Raw genomic sequence first — 22,945 nt, forward strand, 5'->3', positions numbered from 1 at the left:
GCCGTCAACGTTTGCGAAACGTCAGATAATGGGGCACGCGGCCTTCGCGCAGGGCCTTTTGCTCGTATCGGGTGGAAATCCAGTCATCCCACGGCTCTTTCCAATCGCCAGGGCGCTCGGCCAGCCATTCAAAACCGTGGCGCGGCACCTGCTCCAGCGTCTGGCGCACATAATCCTCGATATCTGTCGCCACGCGAAAGATTGCGCCGGGTTTCAGCACCCGCACCAAGGGCTCCAGATGCTCTGGTGTGACAAAGCGGCGCCGGTGATGGCGGGTCTTGGGCCAGGGGTCGGGATACAGCAGAAATGCGCGGTCGATCGACGCTTCGGGCAGGACATCAAAAATATCGCGCGCATCGCCCGGATGGATCGCCACGTTGTCGACACCGGCACGGCGGATCTTGCCCAACAGCATCGCAACGCCGTTGATATACGGCTCGCAACCGATGATGCCCACATCGGGGTTTTGCGCGGCCTGATGCACCATATGCTCACCGCCACCAAAGCCGATTTCCAGCCAGACGGGTTTGCCGCCGAACAGCCCCGGCAGATCCAGCGGTGTGCGCGACGGGTTGGCCTCCCAATCAACAGGACCGGGGGAGAGCGCATCAAGGTCTTCCTCAATATAGCCCTTCTGGCTTTGCTTGAGGGATTTGCCTTTGAGGCGACCATAAAAATTTCGGCGGGGGCGTATAGGATCTGTCATGCGGATGCCTTTAGCCTGACACCTGCGCCAGCGCAACGGGTCGCTTTAATCAGACATTAAGCCGAAGATGTAAGGGTTGGGCGATCAGACGCAATTCAGGCCAGATGACCATGCTGCAAAACAAGACAAATACCGGAACGCTACCGACCAAGTCCCGTGCGTTGGTGCTGGACGACGAACGTTTTGACCGCCACCGCATTGCCCGACTGTGTTCCGGGCTCAAGACCCGCTTTGATGTGTCCGATGTCACCTCCTTGAGCGAATTGTCAGAGATACTCGAGACCGACAGCTTCGATCTGATCTTTGTCGATTACAGCCTGCCTGACGGCACCGGGCTTGAGGCGTTGGAACTGATCCGCCTTTCGCCGCGCAACTGCACCGCCGCGACGATCCTGATCACCGGCATCGCGCGCGAAGATATCGCAATTGCCGCAATGGATGCCGGATGCAGCGACTATATCCCCAAAGAAGCCCTGACCAAGGAAGCGTTCAAACGGGCAGTCTCGAACGCTTTGTACCAGTCCGGCGGGGCCTTGCCTGTTGCCGATGGCGCGCAGCACGACGCCTTGCGCCATTTTGCCCGTGACTGCGCGATGGATCTAAAACCGATGGTCAGCAGGATGATGCGCCAGATCAGGGACCTTCGTGATGGTCGCACCCCCCAACCTGCCGCCCACACCGAACCGCTGGAAATGACCTGCAATCAGATCTGGGATTACCTTGTTGCCTTGCAAGAACAGGAAGGGCACCCGACCCTGCGCGCTGCCGAATTCAAGGCCGCCTCGCTCCAGACAGACAAAATCGCAAAACCGCCCTCGCCTTTCCGGCCTCTTTCCTAGGCCGCCAAGCGGGCGGGCGGTGAACGGCCCGTTACCTGTAATTCAAACGAAAAACGGACCCCCGGCACTGCCGAAGGTCCGTCAAATTGTTTTCAATTCAGCAGCAGATCGAATGCCGCCGACGCGCTAGAAAGATTAAAGCGCCGCTTTCAATGCATCAACCAGATCGGTTTTTTCCCAGCTGAACCCACCATCAGCTTCAGGTGCCCGACCAAAGTGGCCATAGGCCGCCGTGCGCTCGTAGATCGGCTTGTTCAGTTGCAGATGCTCGCGGATGCCGCGTGGGGTCAGGTCGATGATCTTGCCGATGGCGCGTTCAATCGCTGAATCCGCCACATCCGCATCACCGCCAAAGGTGTCGCAATAGATCGACAACGGCTTGGACACACCGATCGCATAGCTCAGCTGGATCGTGCATTTTTCAGCCAGACCCGCAGCAACCACGTTCTTTGCCAGATAGCGCGCAACATAGGCCGCCGAACGGTCAACCTTTGTCGGATCTTTGCCCGAAAACGCGCCGCCGCCATGAGGGGCCGCACCGCCGTAGGTGTCGACGATGATCTTGCGCCCGGTCAGGCCCGCGTCGCCATCAGGGCCGCCGATGACGAATGTGCCTGTGGGGTTCACCCACCATTCGGTGTCGGCCGTGATCCAGCCTTCGGGCAGGACTTCGGTGATGTAGGGCTCGACGATATCGCGGATATCGGCGCTTGTCTGGCTCTCGTATGCGTGCTGCGTCGACAGCACGATCGACGACACGCCAACCGGTTTGCCGTCTTCATAGCGCACGGACAGCTGGCTTTTTGCGTCAGGGCGCAGCGTCGGCTCCGTGCCGTCTTTGCGCACTTCGGCCAGACGGCGCAGGATCGCGTGGGCATAATGGACCGGGGCCGGCATCAGCTCGGGCGTTTCGTTTGTGGCGAAACCGAACATGATACCCTGATCGCCAGCGCCTTCTTCTTTGTTGCTGGACGCGTCAACACCCTGCGCGATATGCGCGGATTGTTCGTGCAGCAGGTTGGTGATTTCACATGTCGCGTGGTGAAATTTTTCCTGCTCGTAACCGATGTCCTTGATGCAGGCGCGGGCAATGTCTTCGATCTTGCCCATATATTCGCTAAGTTTTTCCTGATCAGACAGGCCGACCTCACCGCCAATGACAACCCGGTTGGTTGTTGCGAAGGTTTCAGCGGCAACGCGCGCTTCGGGTTCTTCAGTCAGAAATGCGTCCAAAACGGCGTCCGAAATACGGTCGCAAACTTTGTCAGGATGGCCTTCGGAAACGGATTCCGAAGTAAAGATATAGTTTTTCCGGGACATGTAGTGCTCCAATAGATTTCTTAGCCACGTCAGGAAGCCGTTGTGGCCGGTGAATAGGGCTTAACTTTGACGATACTGTGCGTCAAATGGTAACTTGCGAAAATGCCTTCTAAGTGATCCCGCCAATCCGATCAGCAGCACCAGCAAGAACGGCCATTCGCCAAAGCGGCTGTACAGGGTCGGGCTGTTGGGTTCCGGCAGACGCGCATCCAGAAACCCCGCCGTATTCAACGCAAGACTGGCATTTATCCGCCCCAAAGGGTCGATCATCGCCGACACGCCGGTGTTTGCCACACGCGCCATCGGAAGCCCCTGTTCGATGGCGCGCATACGGGCCTGGGCCAGATGCTGCAACGGCCCCTGCCCTGCCCCGAACCATGCGTCGTTTGTCAGTTGCATCAAGAATGCCGGGCGCTGCGGGCTGGCGTTCACGTCGCGGGCAAAGACCGCCTCGTAACAAATCAGTGGCAGCGCCAACCCAAGGCGGCCCAGATCCATGACGGTCGCGCCGGGGCCCGAAGAATACCCGTTGCCCAATTGCGCGGCAAAGCTGCGGATGCCGATTTTCGCCAGCACATCCCCAAAGGGAATATATTCGCCAAAAGGCACCAGATGGTGCTTGTCATAGGTCTGCGTGACCTCGCCCTGCGGGTCCAGCAACACCGCCGAGTTGTAATATTGCAATCCCTCGCGCCGCTGGACCCCCAGGACAACAGGGGTATCGCCCGCGGCAAAGCTGATCTGGCTCAGCGCGCCATCGGCCAGATCCAGCGTCCACGGGATCGCGGTTTCGGCCCATAAGATCAAATCGGGTTTGGGGTTTCCCGCCGCAGGGGCTGCGCTGGTCTGGGCCAGTTGCCGCTCAAAGAACAGCGGCATTTTGGCGATGTCCCATTTGTCTTTTTGGGCAGCGTTGGGCTGGACCAACCTGACGGTCGTGTCGCTGAGCGGCGACGGGCCTGCGCTGAATGGCACCACAAGTGCGGCCAAGACCACCAGCCTGCCGCCCCAAAGCACGATCCGGTTTTTCAAAACACCCTGCGCCGCGCGGGTGAAAAGAACCGCAGCGGCAACCAGCGCAAGGGTCATGCCGTAAGGGCCGACAAAGGCCAGACCTTGACCGGGCCAGATGTCCACCAGACCCTGACTGAACATGCCCCAGGGAAAGCCCGTGAACAGATAGCCCCGCACCATTTCGGCAGCGGGCAGGCAAAAGATCAACGGCCAGGACCGGGGCGACAGCCAACGCGCCACCCCGAAAGCCAGCCCCCAAAACAGCGCCAGCCCGCAACACATCGCCACCAGCGCAAAAGGGGCCATCCAGGCATAACGCTCAGGATCGACCATGAACGGCGACAGCAACCACAACCAGCCATGCAGGAAATAGCCCGACGCGAACCCCCAGCCAATTGCAGCGGCCTGCCACGGGTGCTGGCTGCGGTCGAACAATTCAAGCGAGACAACGAACCCGAGGAACAAAAGAACAGGGATGTCATAGGGGGCCTGTCCGAATGCCGCCACAGCCCCCGCCAATATGGCCAGTGCAAAGCGCAGCCAAGCCGCCGATTTTGGAGACATTACACCGATCCGGCCACGCGCACCCTCAGGCGCTTGATGCTGCGCGGGTCGGCATCAATGACTTCGAATTCGTGGCCATCGGGATGCACGACGATTTCGCCACGCGCCGGAACACGCCCCGAGAGCATGAACACAAGCCCGCCCAGCGTATCGATTTCTTCCTCGTCGACATCATCGTGATCGGTAAGCGAATGGCCGATCTCGGCTTCGAAATCCACCAGCGGGGTCTTGGCAAGGGCGATATAGCAGCCCGGTTTTTCGAGGGTCCAGTATTTGCCCTCGTCGACGTCATGTTCGTCTTCGATCTCGCCGATGACCTGTTCGATCAGGTCTTCGATGGTGACCAGCCCGTCAACGCCGCCATATTCATCAATGACCAGCGCCATGTGACGCCGTTCAGCCTGCATCTTGGTCAGCAAAACACCGATCGTCATCGAGGGCGGTACAAACACCAGCGGACGCAACATCGACACAAGATCGAAATCCTCCGTCTTGGCGTTGAACCCATAGGTCAAAGCAAGGTCTTTGAGATGCGCCATACCGACCGGGGTATCAAGGGTGCCGTCATAGACAGGCAAACGGGTCAGGCCGCTTTCCTTGAAGACCGCGACCAGTTCATCCATGGTCGAGGTGACAGGCACCGCCGTGATTTCCGCCTTGGGGATCGCAACATCGTCAACCCGCATACGACGCAGGTTCATCATGCCCCGCGTCGACAACGGGTCGGCCTGCGGGGATACTGTCTCGTTCTCCTCGGTGACCTCTGATGCGCTGAGCGCCCCCATCACGCGGGAAAAGAAACCGCCTGATTTAGGGGTGTCTTCTTCAACGATTTCCATGCTGTCAAATTCGTCCGCAAGCCGCGCGCTCTGCGCCGCCTCAGATGATCCGTCTGTATCGCCCATCGGGTCCCGTCTTTGTTGGTTAGGCAAGCGAACCGCTTGCGTTTTCCTTATATGGGTCATCTATGCCCAATTTGCCAAGTATTTCGACTTCGATACGTTCCATAAGCGTTGCATCCGCGTCACGCTCGTGGTCGTAGCCCAAAAGATGCAGCAATCCGTGCACCATCAAATGCGAAACATGATCTGCCATTGATTTGCCTGCGGTCTCGGCTTCTGCTGCGCAGGTGTCAAAGGAAATAGCGATATCGCCCAATTCCAATACGCCGTCAAACTCAGGCTCGACCGGCAGCGGCATGCCGCCGTCGGCTTCGGCACCGCGTTCCTCGGAAGGCCAGCTGAGCACATTTGTCGGCTGCGGCTTGCCGCGGAAATCCGCGTTCAAATCGGCAATGCGTGTGTCATCACAGGCCAGAATGGATACCTCGGCCAGGTCCGGATCAAGGGAGAGATGCGTCAGGCTGGCCGTGATCGCGCGCGTGGCGAGGGCTTCGAGACCCAGATCCTGCCAGCGTGGATCTTCCATGGCGATGTCGAGCGCGTTCATGAGCAAAGGACCGGGGGCCAGCCCCCGGACCCCCGGAGTTTAATTGGCAAAATGAAATACAGGACGGGCATCAGCTGTGACCGGTATCTGCTTCGTAAGCTTCGATAATCGCAGCAACCAAGGGGTGGCGGACCACGTCTTTGGAGGTGAAATAGTTGAAGCTGATTTTGGGGATCGTTTTGAGCAGACGTTCCGCATCTTGCAAGCCCGAGGGCACGCCGCGCGGCAAGTCGATCTGTGTGCGGTCCCCGGTGATCACCATCCGCGAGCCTTCGCCCAGGCGGGTGAGGAACATCTTCATCTGCATGGAGGTCGCGTTCTGGGCTTCGTCCAGCACGACAAAGGCATTCGACAGGGTACGTCCGCGCATGAAAGCAAGCGGGGCGATTTCGATCTTTTTATCCTCGAGCAGTTTGGCCAGCTGTTTGCCCGGAAGGAAGTCGTTCAGCGCGTCATAGAGCGGCTGCATATAGGGATCGACCTTGTCCTTCATGTCGCCGGGAAGGTAGCCCAGTTTTTCACCGGCTTCGACCGCAGGCCGCGACAGGATGATCTTGTCGACATGGCCGCCGATGAACATCGACACGCCCACCGCAACGGCCAGATAGGTTTTGCCGGTGCCTGCCGGCCCGATACCAAAGGCCAGTTCATTGTCGAAAAGGGATTGAACATAGGCCTTTTGCGCGGCGGTGCGGGGTTCGACGCGTTTCTTGCGGGTCTTGATTTCGATACCGCCCAGGATTGGCATTTCGATCTGATCGCCCGCGCGCACACCGGTTCCGGCGGCGGAATCCCCCATGCGCAGCAAGCTGTCCACATCCGCCGGTTCAACCGTGCGCCCCCCTTCGAGGCGGGCATAGAGCGCATTCAGGACGGTTTCGGCGCGCGCTGCCGCATCATCGTCACCGATGATCGAAAGCTGGTTGCCACGGCGCACGATCTGCACGCCGAGCACCTTTTCGATCGATGCAAGATGCACGTCATAGGCACCGCAAAGATCAATGAGCAGCCGGTTGTCTTGGAATTCCAGCAGGCGCGCGCTGTTGGAAGGAAGGGTGTTGGTATCGCTGAGCGTCAATGCCTGATCCTATTTCGAACTGTCTGTTTTACTATATGGGGTTCCAAGACGGCTTGAGTACCCCGCCGCGAGACAAAAAAGGCCGGAGCGTAAAACGCCCCGGCCCGAGATGGTTTATCTGCAAGCCACTATCAGTTCGGATCCCGAACGTTTGACCCGCCTTTGAAGTCGCCCGCAGTATGGGTCGGTTCGGCCACGCCGGAGCAAACTGGCTTGCCATATTTATCCAGACGCTGGCTCAGGTAGCCTTCGACGCCGTCGTCGATGATCCAGTGGTCGCATCCGTTCGGATCAACCCAGATCCCGGCCTGCAACTGGCTGAGGTGCTTTTTGTCAAAGCCGCGGTCCATCGTCTTATCAGCAGTATAGCCACCACCGATACCTTCGAAATCGGCACATGCGGTCAAGCCAAAGGCGCAGGTTGTGACCAATAAGATTTTTGTTTTAAACACTGTTCTGTCCCCTTAGCGAATGCAGATGATTTCGACACGGCGGTTCTGGGCCATGCCGGCGGCCGACCCGTTTGGTGCAGCGGGCATACGTTCGCCATATCCGCGTACATCTGCGATCCGCGCGCCGGTTTGTGCGGCAACAGCAGCAACGGCATTCGCACGGTTGATCGACAGGCGCATGTTGTATTCATCAGATGCGCGGCTGTCTGTGTGGCCGCTGATGATATAGGAAATCGCACCCGTTGATTTAAAGAACTGCGCCAGACGTTGTTTGCCCTGCGCGTGGATGCGGTAGCTGTCTGTTGCAAAGAACTGGTCGGTGTTCATCACACCGCAGACGTTGCCACGGCGGCACACCGGAATGCCCTGACGGCTTACGTTAGGTGTCATATACCCTTCGGCACCATCATCCATGACCCAGTGTTCGCACCCGTCGGGGTCAACCCAGATCGTCGGAATATACTGACCCTTGTCGCGTCCACCTTGTGATTTTGTTTGTGCATCAGCAGCAGATGCTTGGAAAACGAATGTTGCGGCAATAATTATCCCCGCAAACAGGCGCAGACCTTTGGAAATTCTGTTCAACACAGCCCTCGTCCTTTTTTTAATCCCCCGCAAAAGAAACCAGAACTGCGCAGCGCAGCAGGGTCCCCCGCAATATATAGTCAGATTAGGAGGTAAACGAGGGTCTGTGAAGCACGAAAACCGCGGTATTTACTATATTGTGGCCATACTTAGGCAATTATGGGGCGATTGCTTTACAATCTAGGCTTTGTGAATCAGATTAAACGCTGCTGCGGCAACAATCAAAGGGATTTAAAGCTCCACCGCTGTCAAAGAGTTGGTTTTGGCACCAACGATTCTAACGCGGGCCACTTCGCCGACTTTCGCGGTGGCGTTGTCAATATGGACCGAATGCAGATATTCCGATTTGCCGACCATCTGCCCCGCCTCGCGCCCGGCCTTTTCGACCAGAACCGACAGGTCGCGCCCGACCATTGCGTTTTGAATGCTGCGTTGCTGGTCGGTGATCAGCGCCTGCAACCGTTGCAGACGCGCGTCCGCCACGGCCGTATCAACCAGTTCACGTTCTGCGGCCGGCGTGCCCGGACGGGTCGAGTATTTGAACGAATAGGCGTAGCCGTATTTGACCTCGCGGACCAAATCCATCGTGGCCTCGAAATCGGCGTCCGTTTCTTCGGGGAAGCCCACGATAAAATCACCCGACATCACGATATCGGGGCGGGCATCACGGATGCGTTCAATCAGACGCAGATAGCTGTCGGCGGTGTGGCTGCGGTTCATCCGTTTTAGAATGCGGTCCGACCCCGACTGCACTGGCAAGTGCAGATAGGGCATCAGCTTGTCGACCTCGCCATGGGCGGCGATCAACGCATCGTCCATGTCATTGGGGTGGCTGGTGGTATAGCGGATGCGTTCCAGCCCGTCGATCTTGGCCAACTCGCGGATCAGGCGGGCCAGCGTGTAATCCGCCCCCTCGGAGCCGGCACCGTGATAGGCGTTTACGTTCTGGCCCAGCAAGGTCACTTCGCGCACGCCGTTTTCGACCAGTTCGCGCGCCTCGGTCAGCACGCGGCTGGCGGGGCGGGATACTTCGGCACCACGGGTATAGGGCACCACGCAGAAGGCGCAGAATTTGTCGCAGCCTTCCTGAACGGTCAGAAACGCCGATGGCGCACGGGCCGCTTTGCCCCGGCCTTTCATCTTTTCGAATTTGTCTTCTTCGGGGAAATCTGTGTCCAGCGCGGTCTTGCCTTCGCGCACGCGGGCCTCCATCGCGGGCAGACGGTGATAGGATTGCGGCCCCACCACCAGATCGACCGCAGGCTGGCGGCGCATGATTTCGGCCCCTTCGGCCTGCGCGACACAGCCCGTCACACCGATTTTCAGATCAGGGTTCAACGCCTTGAGCGGCTTTAGACGCCCAAGTTCGGAATACACTTTTTCCGCGGCTTTTTCGCGGATGTGGCAGGTATTGAGCAAGATCATATCGGCGTCATCCGCCGACTTTGTCTCGATATAGGTATCACCCAGGGCCTCGGCCATGCGTTCACTGTCATAGACGTTCATCTGGCAACCATAGGTCTTGATGAACAGCTTTTTTGGCGCGGTCATGGCGTGGTCCGTTGTTGTAATATGCAAAAACGCGGTCTAGCAGCGCCAGCGTTCTCTTGCAATGCGTGGCGATTTGGCGGATTTAGATACTGTCGCACAAACACACAGGCCCCAATGCACTATCGCAGCCTTGATCATTTTCTGACCGACGGGAACGACGCGCTGGCCAAAGGGCCCATCGCCATGATTCTGGTCGAAGACGATGTCGAAATCGACACGACATTGCGCCATCACCATCAACTGGGTTTTACCAAGGTGATCGCGTTCATGCCCAAAGAATTCGATCTTCCGCGCGATGTCGATGAATTGCTGATCCGTGTCGACTACAACTTGTTCGAACCAAACGCGATGGAGACGGTCATCAACCGCGTGATCGAGGCCGCCGAGGGGCAGTGGCTCTATTTCTGCTACAACGCGGAATACCTGTTCTATCCGTTCTGCGAGACCCGCAATGTTGTCGAAATGCTCGCCTTTCATACCGAAGAACGCCGCGATTCCATGTTGTCTTATGTGGTTGATCTCTATGCCGACGACCTGACCGAAGTCCCTGACGCCGTGTCGCTGGAAACCGCGCATCTGGACCGGTCAGGCTATTACGCGCTGGCCCGCCCCGACGGCACACCGGCAAACCACCCCAAAGAACGCCAGCTGGATTTCTTTGGCGGGTTGCGCTGGCGCTTCGAAGAACACGTGCCCGCCGCGCGCCGCAAGATCGACCGCATTTCGATCTTCCGCGCCAAACCCGGCCTGAAAATCCGCGACGACCACACGTTCAACGACGAGGAATACAACACCTATTCCTGCCCGTGGCACCACAATATCACATCAGCCGTTTGTTCCTTTCGCACCGCCAAGGCGCTCAAAAAGAACCCTGGCAGCAAATTCGAGATCAAAACATTCAAATGGCACAACTCCGCCCCGTTTGAATGGCATTCACGCCAGTTGCTGGATTTGGGACTGATTGAACCGGGGCAATGGTTTTAGGCGGTGATTTTTGGTGGGTGAGAGATTATGTGGGCTAAAGGTGAGAGTGCTCAATGTCCGGTTTGAGCCCAACGTGATTGATGCTGTGTGGTGCACAAAGGTCCGCTATCAAGAGCGAGTTGAAAACCTTCAGCAACTACGCAGATTTTGGTTGGAGCTGTTTATGCCTGTTCCCAAAAGGATGACTTTTGGAAAGCATTTGATCGGTAGCTGTTCGAGCCTTGCTCGTTTTTGAGTAATTTGGTCAACGAACTCAGACACATTTTTGCAGGCGCTCGGTAGCGAAGCTTAAAGTTGGCTCAATTTTTCGACCTCATCTCGCCAAGCTTTTAAATGGGGCAGGACTGATTGCAGTCTTATGTTTTCTGTTTTTTCGACAAGCGCGGCCAAAACAACCGAGCAAATGTAATCATCCCCAAACCTACCAAAATTTTTCAGACGCGCGACGTTACTCTTGGATTTACAACCTTCAGGCCATGAAATATTGACTCGGCTCATCCCATCAGAATCTGGAGCGTCAATCGCGACGGCCCCTTTCCACCATTCAGCGTCATGTTTCCAATAATTTGCAGCACACCAAACAACCCATGCGAAGGACACATTTCCGGCCAATTTCGGCCCCGCATCAAGTGCTTTCGCTTGCTCAACTTTAAAAAAACAAAACGTCTCTGTCATGTATTTTTGGACAGCGGCAAGGCCAGCACCCATGAAGTACTCGCCAGAGTCAAAATAGCCATCCCCTTCGGGATCTTTCGATTCTGCTATTTTTGCGGATATAGCCGCGATCTCCGCATCAAGAACTTCCAGATGCCTCCGCAAATAATAAATGAAAAGATCGATGTTATCCGTCACGAACAACTCCTAAATTGGTAATCTGAAAAGTTATGCCGTTTTCCCAAATTGGATCTCCTGCACGCAGGCAACGCAATCGGTCTTTTTGCACACACCTTGCAAAAAGACATTATCTTTTGAACGCTTCGCCAAACCGGATATTGATGGACGGGCGGCGAAAGCTCACTCTGTCCGCCCCCCCCCTTCACCCGATCAACATCGGAAACCAATCTTCCCTCAGTTTTTGCCCCTGCACCATTTCATGCCCCGGAAAGGGCGGCGAAGTCGGACCGGGCCGTTGGGTATAGGTAGCGTCATCGCCCAGCAGCCGCAGCGAAAAGGCACGTCTGCGCGCCGTCGACCGGTTGCCGCGCGCGCCGTGCAGGATGCCATAGTTGAATGCCACCGCATCCCCCGGCTCCATCTGCCATTCGCGGATATCCATCCCTTCGGCATCGGGATCGGGCACCGGCATGTAAGGCGCGGGGTCGAAAAACGCATCGCCCTTGACCCAGCGTGTCGGCAGCACCGGTTTTTCCCACAAATGCGATCCGGCCACACAGCGCAGCGTGGCATCGGTCACCGGATCAAGCGGCGACCAAAAGCTGACGTTCTGCTGCCCTTCGACGAAATAATAGGGGCCGTCCTGATGCCAAGGGGTGGCCATCGATGTGCCCGGTTCCTTGACCAGCACGTGGTCGTGAAACAGTTGTACCGACCGGCTTTGCATCAGATCAGCCGCCACCTGTGCGGCAGCAGACCCACGAATGACCTGCGCAAATTCGGGGATACGGTCCCAATTGCAGTAATCGTCGAAAAAGCGCCCCGTCTCGCCTGGCTTGTCGTTGTTCGACGCATAAGGGCCGGGGTTTTCCATGTTGCGCGCGATGCCTGCACGCAAGGCATCCACATGATCTGCAAACAAACCTTTCACCAGCACCACGCCGTCGCGCTGGTACGTGTCAATCTGGTCTTGGGTAATAAGGGGGTGCATAGGGGCGCTCGCTGCTGTTTGGCCCGAGCCTATGCAACGCGCCAGCACCCGTCCAGCGGTTTAGCTTTTGCGGCGCAACCGGATCACAACATCAACGGATGCGATTTCGGCCCCGTCGGGCGCGTCGGGCAATTGTGCGATCACCAACTGGTCGGACGGGGCATCGGTCAGCCGCGCTTCGTCCTCCCAATAGAAATGGGGATGGTCGTGGGTGTTGGTATCGAAATAGCTTTTCGATCCGTCAACGGTGACTTCTTGCAGCAAACCCGCATCACAAAACGCGCGCAACGTGTTGTAGACCGTGGCCAGCGATACGGCTTCGCCCTGCCCTTTGGCCGCGTCAAACAGGCTTTCTGCGGTGACATGGCGGTGCTGACCGTCGCCCACCAGCAACTGTGCCAGCGTCATGCGTTGCCGCGTCGGACGCAGGCCCGCCTTGGAAAGCCACTTGGAACTGGTGTGTTGCATCACTTGGGTCATACCATACTCATTGACTGCTCTTGGATGTATATACAGCGCAAACCGCTCTCTTTTCAAACAAAAACCCAAAATGGTGCGGGTGCCAGAACCCTTGCAGCCATAGCGGGCACAATGCTAGACCGGAACGGACTTTGACAATAGCGAGCAGGAGCCGCAAAACTATGGCCGATTACCCCACCAGTTTCGACAAAGAGGATCTCCTAAAATGCGCCCGCGGCGAACTTTTTGGCCCCGGCAATGCGCAGCTTCCTGCCCCGCCGATGCTGATGATGGACCGGATCACGGATGTTTCCGCCGATGGCGGTGCCCATGGCAAAGGTCACATTACCGCCGAATTCGACATCACACCGGACCTTTGGTTCTTTGACTGCCACTTTCCCGGCAACCCGATCATGCCCGGTTGCCTTGGCCTTGACGGCTTGTGGCAGCTGACCGGCTTTAACCTTGGCTGGCGCGGCTGGCAGGGACGCGGCTATGCCTTGGGCGTGGGCGAGGTCAAGCTGACCGGCATGGTCCGCCCCGACCGCAAGATGCTGACCTACAAGATCGACTTTACCAAGGCGATCCAGACCCGCCGCCTGACCATGGGTGTGGCGGACGGTATCGTCGAGGCAGACGGCGAAGTGATCTATATGGTCAAGGACATGAAGGTCGCGCTCAGCGAAAGCTGAACCGAGAGATGACTTGATTTGTCGCCCCGTTGGCGGCAAACGGAGGAGCAAAGCCCCCTTGCCGCAGTCTTGGCAGGGGGTGCCGAAACAGGGCAATAGGCCCAGTAAGATCAAGGGAGTGCGCCATGCGCCGCGTCGTCGTCACAGGGTTGGGTATCGTCTCATCTATCGGAAACAACGCTGAAGAAGTGCTTGCATCGCTCAAGGCAGGGACCAGCGGCATCGTCGCCAGCCCCGAAATGACCGAGCACGGGTTCCGCAGCCGCGTCGCGGGTACGCTCAAGATCGACGTGGCAGACCACATCGACAAACGCGCATTGCGCTTCATGGGGGGCGGTGCCGCCTATGCCTATATCGCGATGGCCCAAGCCATTGCCGATGCCGGCCTGACCGAAGAGCAGATCAGCAATCCGCGCACCGGCCTTGTCGCAGGGTCCGGCGGGCCGTCGACCTCGGCCCTGTTTACCGCGCATAACGTGGTGCGTGACACCGGCGCGACCAAGCGGATCGGGCCGTTCGCCGTGCCGAAATGCATGTCCTCGACCGTCAGTGCCAACCTGAGCACGGCGTTCAAGATCAAGGGCATCAACTATTCCATCACCTCTGCCTGTTCCACATCCCTGCACTGCATCGGCAACGCAGCCGAACAGATCATGATGGGCAAACAGGACGTGATGTTTGCCGGTGGCGGCGAAGAACTGGATTGGACATTGTCCTGCCTGTTCGACGCCATGGGCGCGATGAGCAGCAAATATAACGACGCCCCCGAAACCGCGAGCCGCGCCTTTGACGCGAACCGCGACGGGTTCGTCATCTCGGGCGGCGGCGGCATGCTGGTGCTTGAGGAACTGGAACACGCCAAGGCGCGCGGTGCCACGATTTATGCCGAAGTCACCGGATATGCCGCGACATCCGACGGTCACGACATGGTCGCCCCGTCGGGCGAAGGCGGCGAACGGGCCATGCGTCTGGCGCTGCAATCGCTGCCCGAGGGCCGCAAGGTCGGCTATATCAACGCGCACGGCACCTCGACCCCCGTGGGCGACGTCGGCGAAATCGAAGCCGTCCGCCGCGTCTTTGGCCAGGGCAGCACGCCGCCGGTCAGCTCAACCAAATCCATGACGGGCCACGCCCAAGGTGCCGCTGGTGCCCTTGAGGCCGTGTTCTGTTTGCTGATGCTCAAGCATGACTTTATCGCCAAATCCATCAATGTGGTCGATCTGGACCCCAAGCTGGACCCGGCTGAAATCGCGCTGGAGCGTGTCGATAACGCAGGGCTTGATTCCGTCATGACCAATTCATTCGGATTTGGCGGCACCAACGGGTCGATGATCCTTTCCAAGTTCATAGAGTAAGGACAGCACATGTCAGATCTACTTAAGGGAAAACGCGGCCTGATCATGGGTGTCGCGAACGAACGGTCCATCGCTTGGGGTATTGCAAAAGCGATGGCCGAAGCCGGTGCCGAACTGGCGTTCACCTATCAGGGCGAGGCCTTTGGCTCGCGCCTGAAACCGCTGGCCGAAAGTGTCGGGTCGGATTTCATGGTCGATGTCGATGTGACTGATGATGCATCCCTTGATGCCGCATTCGAAAAGCTTGCAGCACGCTGGCCCACGATTGATTTCGTTGTCCACGCCATTGCGTTTTCGGATAAATCCGAGCTGACGGGTCGTTTCCTGAACACCAGCCGCGCGAATTTCAAACACTCGCTGGATATCTCGGCCTATTCCTTTATCGAGATCGCCCGCCGTGCGCATCCGTTGATGGTTGATAATGGGGGCACGCTGATGACCCTGACCTATCAGGGGTCGAACCGCGTTGTGCCCAATTACAACGTCATGGGCGTGGCCAAGGCGGCGCTGGAATCTGCCACACGCTATCTGGCCAATGATCTGGGCCCCGACGGCATCCGCGTCAACGCGATCAGCCCCGGCCCGATGAAAACCCTTGCCGGTGCTGCCATCGGCGGGGCGCGCAAGACCTACAAACACACAGACCAGAACGCGCCGTTGCGGGCCAATGCGACCTTGGAAGCGGTGGGCGGCACGGCCGTGTATCTGGCGTCGGATGCGGGGGCCTGCACCACCGGCGAGATCATTCGCGTCGATGGCGGGTTTCACGTGTTGGGGATGCCGCAAGCCGAGCATCTTTGACTTTTCCGGCGGACCGGGGCGCTGCCCCGGACCCCGGGATATTTCAGAGCCGGAGAATAAGGGTCCGTTAGCGCAGCGGTGGGGTTTGGTAGAACCAGACTTTCATGCCGCCATGGGCGATTGCGGGGCCTTGGGGTTTCCAGGGCAGGCCCGTTGCTTTGGCCAGGGGCGGTTCTGAGGTGACCAGACCGACGCGCCAGCCCTTGAAACGGGTCAGCAGTGTTTGGCCCAAAGTGCCGTAGAGCGGATAGAGAAGTTTTTTATTGCCGATGCGACCGCCGTAGGGTGGGTTCACCATGACAAGGCCGGGGGGACCTTCGGGCGGGGTCAATTCGCCTGCGGCGTGGTTTTCGAAATGCACGGCGTTTGCGACCCCTGCCCGTCCGGCGTTGGCCGTGCTCATCCTGATGGCACCGGCATCGCGGTCTGAGCCGTAGAAACGAAGGTCGGTTGCCTGTGGCGGTTTGGCACGCATTTCGTCCCACAGCTGCGGATCAAAGCTGGCAAGGCTTTCAAAGGCAAAGCTGCGCGAGCGGCCGGGGTTCAGGCCCATGGCGATTTCGGCGGCCTCGATCACGAAGGTACCCGAACCGCACATGGGGTCCACGACCGTTTCGGTGCCGGTATAGCCTGCCTGCCGCAGCAGCAAGGACGCCAGCGTTTCGCGCATCGGGGCTTTGCCCACGGCTTCTTTGTGGCCGCGCTTGTGCAGGGATTCGCCCGATGTATCGAGGCTCATCGTCACCACATTGTCGTCGATGCGCACCTTGAGGACCAGCGCTGCCTCGGGCGATATCGCAGCACCGAGGCTTTCGCGCAGGGCTGTTTCGATCCGCTGGGTGGCAGCACCGGCGTGGTAAATTTTCGACGCTTTGGTGGTGACCTGAACGCGCAGGGGCACATCGGCGCGCAGCACGTCCCCCCAAGGGAATTTGCGCGCGCGTTTGTCCAGTTGCGCCAGATGGAATGCCATGAACGATCCGATCCGCGCCAATACCCGAGACGCGCCGCGCAGTTCCAGATTGGCGCGCCAGACCTCGGGCCAGCCGCCCTGCACCGTGATGCCACCGGGTGACATCGTCGGGTTCGCAAAGCCTTTTTCGACGACTTCGGCCAGAAGCATGTCTTCTAGGCCGGGCGTGGCGACAAGGAATATCTCAAAGCTGTTATCTGTGTTCATAGACGCTGCTTACTGTGCTGCGTCGCGCTATTCGAGCGGATTCTTTCGGAGAGCGGCCTTATCGGCTGGGGCCGGAGTTTTCGAAAACGCCGGTCCGGAAAATTCTGGATTTTCCGGTGCCAGCGCAGGGTGCCCCGCGCTGGCATACGAAATCAGGCGATTTTCATCAGCTCGATGTCGAATTGTAGGTCTTTGCCCGCCAGCGGATGGTTGGCATCCAGCGTTACGGTTGCTTCGTCGACTTCGACGACCATGACGGGCATCGCCTGACCGTCCGGTGTTTGCATCTGCAACTGCGTGCCGACCTCAAGCGGGATATCCGCGGGAATGCCTTCGCGTGGCACGGCCTGACGCATTTCGGGGTTCAGCGGGCCATAGGCGTCTGCGCTGCCGATCTTGACGGTTTTCTTGTCGCCAACCGCCATGCCGGGCAGTGCCACATCAAGGCCGGGGATGATCTGGCCCGACCCAACAACGAATTCCAACGGTTCGCGACCTTCAGAACTGTCAAAGGTGCTGCCGTCCAGCAAGGTGCCGGTATAGTGAATAGCAACGGTATCGCCGGATTTAACCTGCGTCATAAAAATCTCCGATCTGGATGGGTATAAATACAAGAGGCCGCGTGTCTGCGCGGGTGCTCTGGGGTTCGGCGCGCAGTCTTTCAAGACTGTGCGGCGGCGTAAACCCCCTAATAGACCAGTTTTCGGCCTTTTCTGTGGCTGCTGCCCGTGGCAATCTCGCCTCCAGCACCTCAGGGGGAGGCCATCATGCCAATCACCACCTGCGTCTTTGACGCATACGGAACTTTATTCGACGTCGCCGCCGCTGCGCGCCAAGCCGCAAGTGAGCCGGATTTCATCGCCCTCAAGGACAGTTGGCCGCAGGTGGCCGAACATTGGCGTCAAAAGCAGTTGGGATATTCGTGGCTGCGCGCTGTTACGGGCGCACATGCCGATTTTTGGGAAGTCACCCAGAATGCGCTGGACTGGGCGCTTGAGAAAACCGGCCATAACGGCGACCCGGCCCTGCGCGCCCGCCTGCTGGCGCTGTATTGGGAACTGCAAGCCTTTCCCGAGGTGCCCGCCATGTTGCGCCGCCTGAAAGACGCGGGGCTGAACACGGCGATCTTGTCGAACGGATCACCGGAAATGCTGAAAGGTGCGGTAAATTCTGCCGGCATCGACGATGTGCTGGATGCGTTGTTGTCTGTGGAAAGCGTCGGCATCTTCAAACCCGATGCGCGGGTCTATGATCTGGTCGGCCAGCATTTCGGCTGCGCCAAGGACGAGGTCCTGTTCGTGTCGTCAAACGGGTGGGATGCTGCCGCAGCAACGGGATACGGCTTTACCACCGCTTGGGTCAATCGCAGCGGCGAGCCCACGGACCGTCTGCCCTGGACACCTGCGCACACGCTTAACGAGCTTACCGAAATTCCAGCACTGGCAGGTATCTGATGCCCCATTTCACCACTTCCGACGGACTGAACCTGTATTACACCGACGAAGGCGCGGGTCTGCCGATCCTGTGTCTGGCGGGCCTGACGCGGACCACCGCCGACTTTGACTATGTCACACCGCATCTGGCGGGCACCCGGCTGATCAAGATGGATTACCGCGGGCGCGGGCAATCGGATTTCGACCCGAACTGGTCGCAGTATTCGCCGCCCGTTGAATGCCGCGATGCGCTGGAACTGCTGGCGCATCTGGGGCTGGACAAGGTCGCGATCCTTGGCACTTCGCGCGGCGGACTGAACGCGATGGGGCTGGCGATGGGGGCCAAAGACCGCCTGCTGGGCGTCGCCTTTAACGATGTGGGGCCGTATATCGACCCGCAGGGGTTGGATTTCATCATGCAATACATTGGCCGCAATCCCGCCGCCAAAACCCATGCCGAAGCCGCCGCCGCCATGCCCCGCGTGTTTCCCGAATTTGACGGTGTGCCCGACAGCCGCTGGATGGAGGAAGCCGTCAAGCATTACACCCAGACCGACAGCGGCCTGCAAATCACCTATGACAAGCATCTGCGCGATGCGGTGGCCAAGGCGTTCGACGGCCCGTCGCCCGATTTATGGCCGTTCTTTGATGCGCTGGCCGGGCTGCCGGTGGCGTGTATTCGCGGGATGAATTCCAACCTGTTGAGCGAAGAAACCCTGGCCGAAATGGAAAAGCGTCGCCCCGATATGATTGTGGGCCGCGTGCCCGGTCGCGGGCATATCCCGTTTCTGGATGAACCCGAAGCCGTCGCCGCCCTGCACACCTGGATCGAGGAAATGTCATGAACATCGAAATGATACGCGCCGCTGCCGCACGGCTTGAAGGGCATGTGCGCCGCACGCCGCTGTTGAACTCACCGTTTCTGGACGAGATCGCGGGCCGCCGCATCTGGGTGAAACCCGAATGCCTGCAACACACCGGCAGCTTCAAGTTTCGCGGCGGCTGGTCGGCGCTGTCCGCGCTTGATCCCGACACCCGCGCCAAGGGCGTGATCGCCTTTTCCAGCGGCAACCATGCCCAAGGCGTGGCCTATGCCGCCAAGCTGCATGGCGTGCCGTCTGTCATCATCATGCCGTCTGACGCGCCGCGTTTGAAGATCGAAAACACCCGCGCCCTTGGGGCCGAGGTGGTTCTGTATGATCGTGCAAATGAAGACCGTGATGCCATCGGTGCGCGGCTTGCAGGTGAACGCGGGCTAACCCTGATCAAACCCTACGACGATGCGCAAGTGATTGCGGGCCAAGGCACCACAGGGCTCGAGATCGCCCAGCAGGCCGCCGAACTGGGGATCACCTCTGCCGATGTGATCGTGTGTTGCGGTGGCGGCGGGCTGACATCGGGGATCGCGCTGGCACTCGAGGCGGACGCCCCCGGCCTGCGGGCGCGCCCTGCCGAACCGGCCGGATTTGACGATGTTGCGCGGTCGCTGGCCCAAGGCAGCATCGCGCGCAACCCCGCGCTGGCCGGGTCGATCTGCGATGCAATCGTCACGCCGCAACCCGGTGACCTGACCTTTCCGATCATGAAACGGTTGTGCGGCCCCGGTCTTGTTGCGACCGATGACGAAGCGCTAAGCGCCATGGCGCAAGCCTTTAACCGCCTGAAATTGGTCGCTGAACCCGGTGGTGCGGTTGCCCTTGCTGCCGCCTTGTTCCGGCGCGACCAGATCCAAGGCGATGATGTGATCGTTACGATTTCCGGCGGGAATGTGGATGCCGATATGTTCATCCGCGCCCTTGCCACCCTCAATTGACCCCGAAAAGGAGCCTGCCCCATGAAGCTTTTTGATACCGGCGATGTTCGCCTGCATTACCGCGTCGATGGCCCCGATGATGGCGCGCCCGTGGTGTTCGCCAATTCGCTGGGCACCGACATGCGCCTGTGGGACCCGATCCTGCCGCTGCTGCCCCAAGGCTTGCGGATCATTCGTTTCGACAAGCGCGGGCATGGCCTGTCCACCTGTCCGCCTGCCCCCTATTCGATGGGGTCGCTGATCACGGACACCGAAAAACTGATGGACTTTCTGGGCGTTAAGGATTGCGTCTTTGTCGGCCTGTCGATTGGCGGCATGATCGCCCAAGGGCTGGCAACCAAGCGTCTGGACCTGATCCGCGCCATGGTGCTGTCCAACACCGCCGCCAAGATCGGCACGCCCGAAATGTGGGCCAGCCGGATCAAGGACGTGCAGGAAAACGGCATCGAAAGCCTTGCCGATGCCATCATGGAGCGCTGGTTCGCCGCCGATTTCCGCGCCAAGCCGGAGCTTGAGCTGTGGCGCAACATGGTCACCCGTCAGGAACGCGATGGCTATGCCGGATGTTCGGCCGCGATTTCGGGCACGGATTTCTACACGCCGACTGCGGGCCTGCGCCTGCCATGTCTGGGCATCGCAGGGGCGGAAGACGGATCAACCCCGCCCGATCTGGTGCGTGAAACCGTTGACCTGATCCCGGGGTCCAAGTTCCACATCATCCGCAAGACCGGCCACCTGCCCTGCGTCGAGAACCCCGAAGAATACGCGCAAGTTCTGACCGATTTCCTGAAAAGCGTCGGACATGTCTGATATCCTTTTGGTTCACGGGTCGTGCCACGGCGCTTGGTGCTGGCGCGATCTGATCCCGGCGCTTACCGCGCTTGGTCACAGCCCCCGCGCCATTGATCTGCCCAGCCACGGGGCGGATCAAACGCCGGTCAACGACGTCACGCTGGACAGCTACGCCGATGCGGTGCTGGCTGCGTCAACGCCTGAAACCGTTGTGCTGGGTCATTCCATGGGCGGCTTTGCCATCAGTGCTGCCGCGCAAAAAGACCCCGATGCCATGGCGCAGCTTATCTATCTATGCGCCTATGTGCCCGCCCCCGGTATGACGCTGGCCGACATGCGCAAACAGGCCCCCAGCCAGCCGTTGATGCCAGCGGTGCGCCTGCGCGAGGATGGCAAAAGCTTTACCCTTGATCCGGCGATGACCGAAGCGTTGTTCTACAACGACTGCCCCGAGGGTGTCGCCGCTTTCGCCAATCCGCAGCTTTGCGCGCAGGCCGTGGCCCCCACCACCGCCGCCTTGCCCGATACGGCCCGCGCCGACGCCAAGCGGCGCAGCTATATCCGCTGCATGGACGACCGGACCATCCCGCCCGCCTATCAGGTGACCATGACCAAGGACTGGCCAAGCGCGGATGTCTATGAGATGTCCACCGGACATTCGCCATTCTTTGCCGACCCCAAGGGTCTGGCGCAGATTATTGATACGATTCTCAAGAGGTAACCCATGGCCGCCAGCGTCTTCGACAGCCCCCTTTATGCGCAGCTTTTCCCGACGGGGGATGCCGGACGCCTGTTTTCCGACACCGCCGCAATCCGCGCGATGCTGCTGGTCGAAGGGGCGCTGGCCAAGGTGCAAGGCGCGCTTGGGGTGATCCCTGAACTGAGCGCGGCTGCGATCCACCGCGCATCGCTGGAAATTCAGGTCGACCCCGGCGCGATTGCCAAGGCGACGGGCGAAAACGGGGTCAGCGTACCGGGGCTGCTGGCGCAGTTTCGCGCTGAAATGCAAGCGCCCGAATTTGCCCAGCACGTGCATTGGGGGGCAACAAGTCAGGATATCATCGACACCGCGCTAATGCTGCGCCTGCGTCAGGCGCTTGGGCTGGCAGAGGCCGATTTGCGCGCCATCGTCGCGTCCCTTGCAGCAGCGGCCGAGGCCAATTCGACCCTTCCCCTGCCCGCGCGCACCTATGGGCAACACGCCACGCCGACCAGTTGGGGCGCGGTACTGGCCGAATGGGGCATGCCGTTGATCGACGCACTTGAGGAGCTTGAAGCCCTGCGTGCCACATCGCTGTTTGTGTCCCTGTCAGGTGCTGCCGGGACCGGGTCTGCCTTTGGCCCCAAAGCAGCCGAAACGCGGGCGGAACTGGCCAAAGCCCTTGGCCTGCATGACCCCAAACGCAGCTGGCACGTGGACCGCGCCCCGATCTTGCGCATCGCCGACTGGCAGGGCCGGGTGATGGCCGCGCTGTCGCATATAGCGCAGTCCATGGTCGGGCTGACCATGACCGGGATCGAGGAAATCGCCCTTGGCGCGTCGGGTGCATCATCCACCATGCCCCAGAAACAAAACCCCGTCGGCCCGTCCGCGATCATCGCGCTTGGCCATCAGTTCACCGGCCAACGCGCCACATTGCAAGCCGCCGCAGCCCATCAGCACCAGCGCGATGGCGGCGCGTGGTTTGCCGAATGGATGGCCGTGCCGCAACTGTCCCTGTGCCTTGCATCGGCCCTGCGCCATGCCAAAATTTTGGTGGATGGCGTGGCCCCGCATCCGGTGCGCATGCACAGCGCCTTGACCGGTGGGTTGGATCTGATCCACGCCGAAGCGTTAAGCTTTGCACTGGCGCAAACCATGTCGCGCCCCGAAGCCCAGGCCATCACCAAGAAACTGTGCCGCGAAGCGCAGGACAAACAGGTGCCCTTGGGCGATCTGGCCCGCGCGGATTATCCGCAGCTTTCAGCCGACCTGTTCGACCCCACCCATCAAATGGGCCACGCAATCGCCGATGCAAAGGCATTTGTTGCGCGCGCGCAGGCGCTCTGACGC

25 protein-coding genes and 1 riboswitch are annotated in these 22,945 nt (G+C 59.4%); of the genes, 11 read left to right on the forward strand and 14 right to left on the reverse strand.

The features are described from left to right. Positions 1 to 4: 4 nt before the first annotated feature. Positions 5 to 706 carry a tRNA (guanosine(46)-N7)-methyltransferase TrmB gene (gene trmB / locus HGT1_RS09605; RefSeq protein WP_176249684.1) on the reverse strand — a complete coding sequence of 234 codons (702 nt, stop codon included), beginning with the start codon at positions 704 to 706 and terminating at the stop codon, positions 5 to 7. A gap of 104 nt (positions 707 to 810) precedes the next feature. Here trmB and HGT1_RS09610 point away from each other — a divergent pair, with 104 nt between their 5' ends. Next, on the forward strand, positions 811 to 1,545 hold the full coding sequence (locus HGT1_RS09610; protein WP_176249685.1) for a response regulator: 735 nt from the start codon (positions 811 to 813) through the stop codon (positions 1,543 to 1,545). A gap of 135 nt (positions 1,546 to 1,680) precedes the next feature. Here the strand turns inward: HGT1_RS09610 and metK are convergent, their stop codons facing one another. From metK to miaB, 8 genes are all read right to left on the reverse strand, one after another. Further along, on the reverse strand, positions 1,681 to 2,865 hold the full coding sequence (metK, locus tag HGT1_RS09615) for a methionine adenosyltransferase (RefSeq protein WP_176249686.1): 1,185 nt from the start codon (positions 2,863 to 2,865) through the stop codon (positions 1,681 to 1,683). A gap of 4 nt (positions 2,866 to 2,869) precedes the next feature. Next, a riboswitch (SAM-SAH riboswitch) is annotated at positions 2,870 to 2,917 on the reverse strand. An 8-nt stretch (positions 2,918 to 2,925) separates the two neighbouring features. Further along, on the reverse strand, positions 2,926 to 4,443 hold the full coding sequence (lnt, locus tag HGT1_RS09620) for an apolipoprotein N-acyltransferase (protein WP_176249687.1): 1,518 nt from the start codon (positions 4,441 to 4,443) through the stop codon (positions 2,926 to 2,928). Next, complete coding sequence (locus HGT1_RS09625; protein WP_176249688.1) at positions 4,443 to 5,348, reverse strand: CBS domain-containing protein; 906 nt, start codon at positions 5,346 to 5,348, stop codon at positions 4,443 to 4,445. The genes lnt and HGT1_RS09625 overlap by 1 nt, the downstream gene beginning before the upstream one ends. A gap of 19 nt (positions 5,349 to 5,367) precedes the next feature. Next, positions 5,368 to 5,892: an rRNA maturation RNase YbeY gene (gene ybeY, locus HGT1_RS09630; protein ID WP_176249689.1), complete on the reverse strand. Its 525-nt coding sequence runs from the start codon at positions 5,890 to 5,892 to the stop codon at positions 5,368 to 5,370. Positions 5,893 to 5,962: 70 nt separating this feature from the next. Continuing rightward, entirely contained in the window at positions 5,963 to 6,970 is a 1,008-nt protein-coding gene (locus HGT1_RS09635) for a PhoH family protein (RefSeq protein ID WP_176249690.1), read from the reverse strand. Positions 6,971 to 7,101: 131 nt separating this feature from the next. Beyond that, positions 7,102 to 7,422, reverse strand: a complete 321-nt coding sequence (locus HGT1_RS09640) for a hypothetical protein (protein WP_176249691.1) — start codon at positions 7,420 to 7,422, stop codon at positions 7,102 to 7,104. Positions 7,423 to 7,434: 12 nt separating this feature from the next. Then, positions 7,435 to 8,010, reverse strand: a complete 576-nt coding sequence (locus tag HGT1_RS09645) for an OmpA family protein (protein WP_176249692.1) — start codon at positions 8,008 to 8,010, stop codon at positions 7,435 to 7,437. A gap of 228 nt (positions 8,011 to 8,238) precedes the next feature. Beyond that, positions 8,239 to 9,558 carry a tRNA (N6-isopentenyl adenosine(37)-C2)-methylthiotransferase MiaB gene (miaB, locus tag HGT1_RS09650; protein ID WP_176249693.1) on the reverse strand — a complete coding sequence of 440 codons (1,320 nt, stop codon included), beginning with the start codon at positions 9,556 to 9,558 and terminating at the stop codon, positions 8,239 to 8,241. Positions 9,559 to 9,672: 114 nt separating this feature from the next. Between miaB and HGT1_RS09655 the strand changes: the two genes are divergently transcribed. Beyond that, on the forward strand, positions 9,673 to 10,542 hold the full coding sequence (locus HGT1_RS09655; RefSeq protein ID WP_176249694.1) for a hypothetical protein: 870 nt from the start codon (positions 9,673 to 9,675) through the stop codon (positions 10,540 to 10,542). Positions 10,543 to 10,830: 288 nt separating this feature from the next. Here HGT1_RS09655 and HGT1_RS09660 read toward each other — a convergent pair whose 3' ends face one another. The 3 genes from HGT1_RS09660 to irrA form a co-directional block, all read right to left on the reverse strand. Continuing rightward, positions 10,831 to 11,394 (reverse strand): hypothetical protein, encoded by a 564-nt coding sequence (locus HGT1_RS09660; protein WP_176249695.1) that lies wholly within the window; start codon positions 11,392 to 11,394, stop codon positions 10,831 to 10,833. Positions 11,395 to 11,578: 184 nt separating this feature from the next. Beyond that, positions 11,579 to 12,367, reverse strand: a complete 789-nt coding sequence (locus HGT1_RS09665; RefSeq protein WP_176249696.1) for a phytanoyl-CoA dioxygenase family protein — start codon at positions 12,365 to 12,367, stop codon at positions 11,579 to 11,581. Positions 12,368 to 12,427: 60 nt separating this feature from the next. Further along, positions 12,428 to 12,847, reverse strand: a complete 420-nt coding sequence (gene irrA, locus HGT1_RS09670) for an iron response transcriptional regulator IrrA (RefSeq protein WP_176249697.1) — start codon at positions 12,845 to 12,847, stop codon at positions 12,428 to 12,430. 161 nt (positions 12,848 to 13,008) lie between these two features. On the opposite strand from irrA, the gene fabA reads away from it, so the two are divergent. The 3 genes from fabA (at position 13,009) to HGT1_RS09685 (ending at position 15,674) form a co-directional block, all read left to right on the forward strand. Further along, a complete protein-coding gene (fabA, locus tag HGT1_RS09675) occupies positions 13,009 to 13,518 on the forward strand; it encodes a bifunctional 3-hydroxydecanoyl-ACP dehydratase/trans-2-decenoyl-ACP isomerase (protein WP_176249698.1) in 510 nt (169 codons plus the stop codon). Between the two features lie 125 nt (positions 13,519 to 13,643). After that, the gene (gene fabB / locus HGT1_RS09680) at positions 13,644 to 14,873 is read left to right on the forward strand and encodes a beta-ketoacyl-ACP synthase I (RefSeq protein ID WP_176249699.1); all 1,230 of its coding nucleotides are present in this window, start codon (positions 13,644 to 13,646) and stop codon (positions 14,871 to 14,873) included. Between the two features lie 9 nt (positions 14,874 to 14,882). Further along, positions 14,883 to 15,674 (forward strand): enoyl-ACP reductase, encoded by a 792-nt coding sequence (locus HGT1_RS09685; protein WP_176249700.1) that lies wholly within the window; start codon positions 14,883 to 14,885, stop codon positions 15,672 to 15,674. Positions 15,675 to 15,741: 67 nt separating this feature from the next. Here the strand turns inward: HGT1_RS09685 and HGT1_RS09690 are convergent, their stop codons facing one another. Then, positions 15,742 to 16,854, reverse strand: a complete 1,113-nt coding sequence (locus tag HGT1_RS09690) for a class I SAM-dependent RNA methyltransferase (protein WP_176249701.1) — start codon at positions 16,852 to 16,854, stop codon at positions 15,742 to 15,744. 152 nt (positions 16,855 to 17,006) lie between these two features. Then, positions 17,007 to 17,435: a peptidylprolyl isomerase gene (locus tag HGT1_RS09695; protein WP_176249702.1), complete on the reverse strand. Its 429-nt coding sequence runs from the start codon at positions 17,433 to 17,435 to the stop codon at positions 17,007 to 17,009. Positions 17,436 to 17,621: 186 nt separating this feature from the next. On the opposite strand from HGT1_RS09695, the gene HGT1_RS09700 reads away from it, so the two are divergent. From HGT1_RS09700 to HGT1_RS09725, 6 genes are read left to right on the forward strand one after another with little or no spacing between them, the layout of a single operon-like run. Continuing rightward, positions 17,622 to 18,308, forward strand: coding sequence for a haloacid dehalogenase type II (locus tag HGT1_RS09700; protein WP_176249703.1), 687 nt, complete (start codon positions 17,622 to 17,624; stop codon positions 18,306 to 18,308). Next, positions 18,308 to 19,132: an alpha/beta fold hydrolase gene (locus tag HGT1_RS09705; protein WP_176249704.1), complete on the forward strand. Its 825-nt coding sequence runs from the start codon at positions 18,308 to 18,310 to the stop codon at positions 19,130 to 19,132. Before HGT1_RS09700 ends, HGT1_RS09705 begins: the two co-directional genes overlap by 1 nt. Then, positions 19,129 to 20,100 carry a threonine/serine dehydratase gene (locus HGT1_RS09710; RefSeq protein WP_176249705.1) on the forward strand — a complete coding sequence of 324 codons (972 nt, stop codon included), beginning with the start codon at positions 19,129 to 19,131 and terminating at the stop codon, positions 20,098 to 20,100. Before HGT1_RS09705 ends, HGT1_RS09710 begins: the two co-directional genes overlap by 4 nt. A gap of 21 nt (positions 20,101 to 20,121) precedes the next feature. After that, positions 20,122 to 20,910, forward strand: coding sequence for a 3-oxoadipate enol-lactonase (gene pcaD / locus HGT1_RS09715; protein ID WP_176249706.1), 789 nt, complete (start codon positions 20,122 to 20,124; stop codon positions 20,908 to 20,910). Then, complete coding sequence (locus HGT1_RS09720) at positions 20,903 to 21,613, forward strand: alpha/beta fold hydrolase (RefSeq protein ID WP_176249707.1); 711 nt, start codon at positions 20,903 to 20,905, stop codon at positions 21,611 to 21,613. The genes pcaD and HGT1_RS09720 overlap by 8 nt, the downstream gene beginning before the upstream one ends. A 3-nt stretch (positions 21,614 to 21,616) precedes the next feature. Then, on the forward strand, positions 21,617 to 22,942 hold the full coding sequence (locus tag HGT1_RS09725; RefSeq protein ID WP_176249708.1) for a lyase family protein: 1,326 nt from the start codon (positions 21,617 to 21,619) through the stop codon (positions 22,940 to 22,942). Positions 22,943 to 22,945 lie beyond the last annotated feature (3 nt).

The organism is Sulfitobacter sp. HGT1, assembly GCF_013282155.1.
Classification (GTDB): Bacteria; Pseudomonadota; Alphaproteobacteria; order Rhodobacterales; family Rhodobacteraceae; genus Sulfitobacter.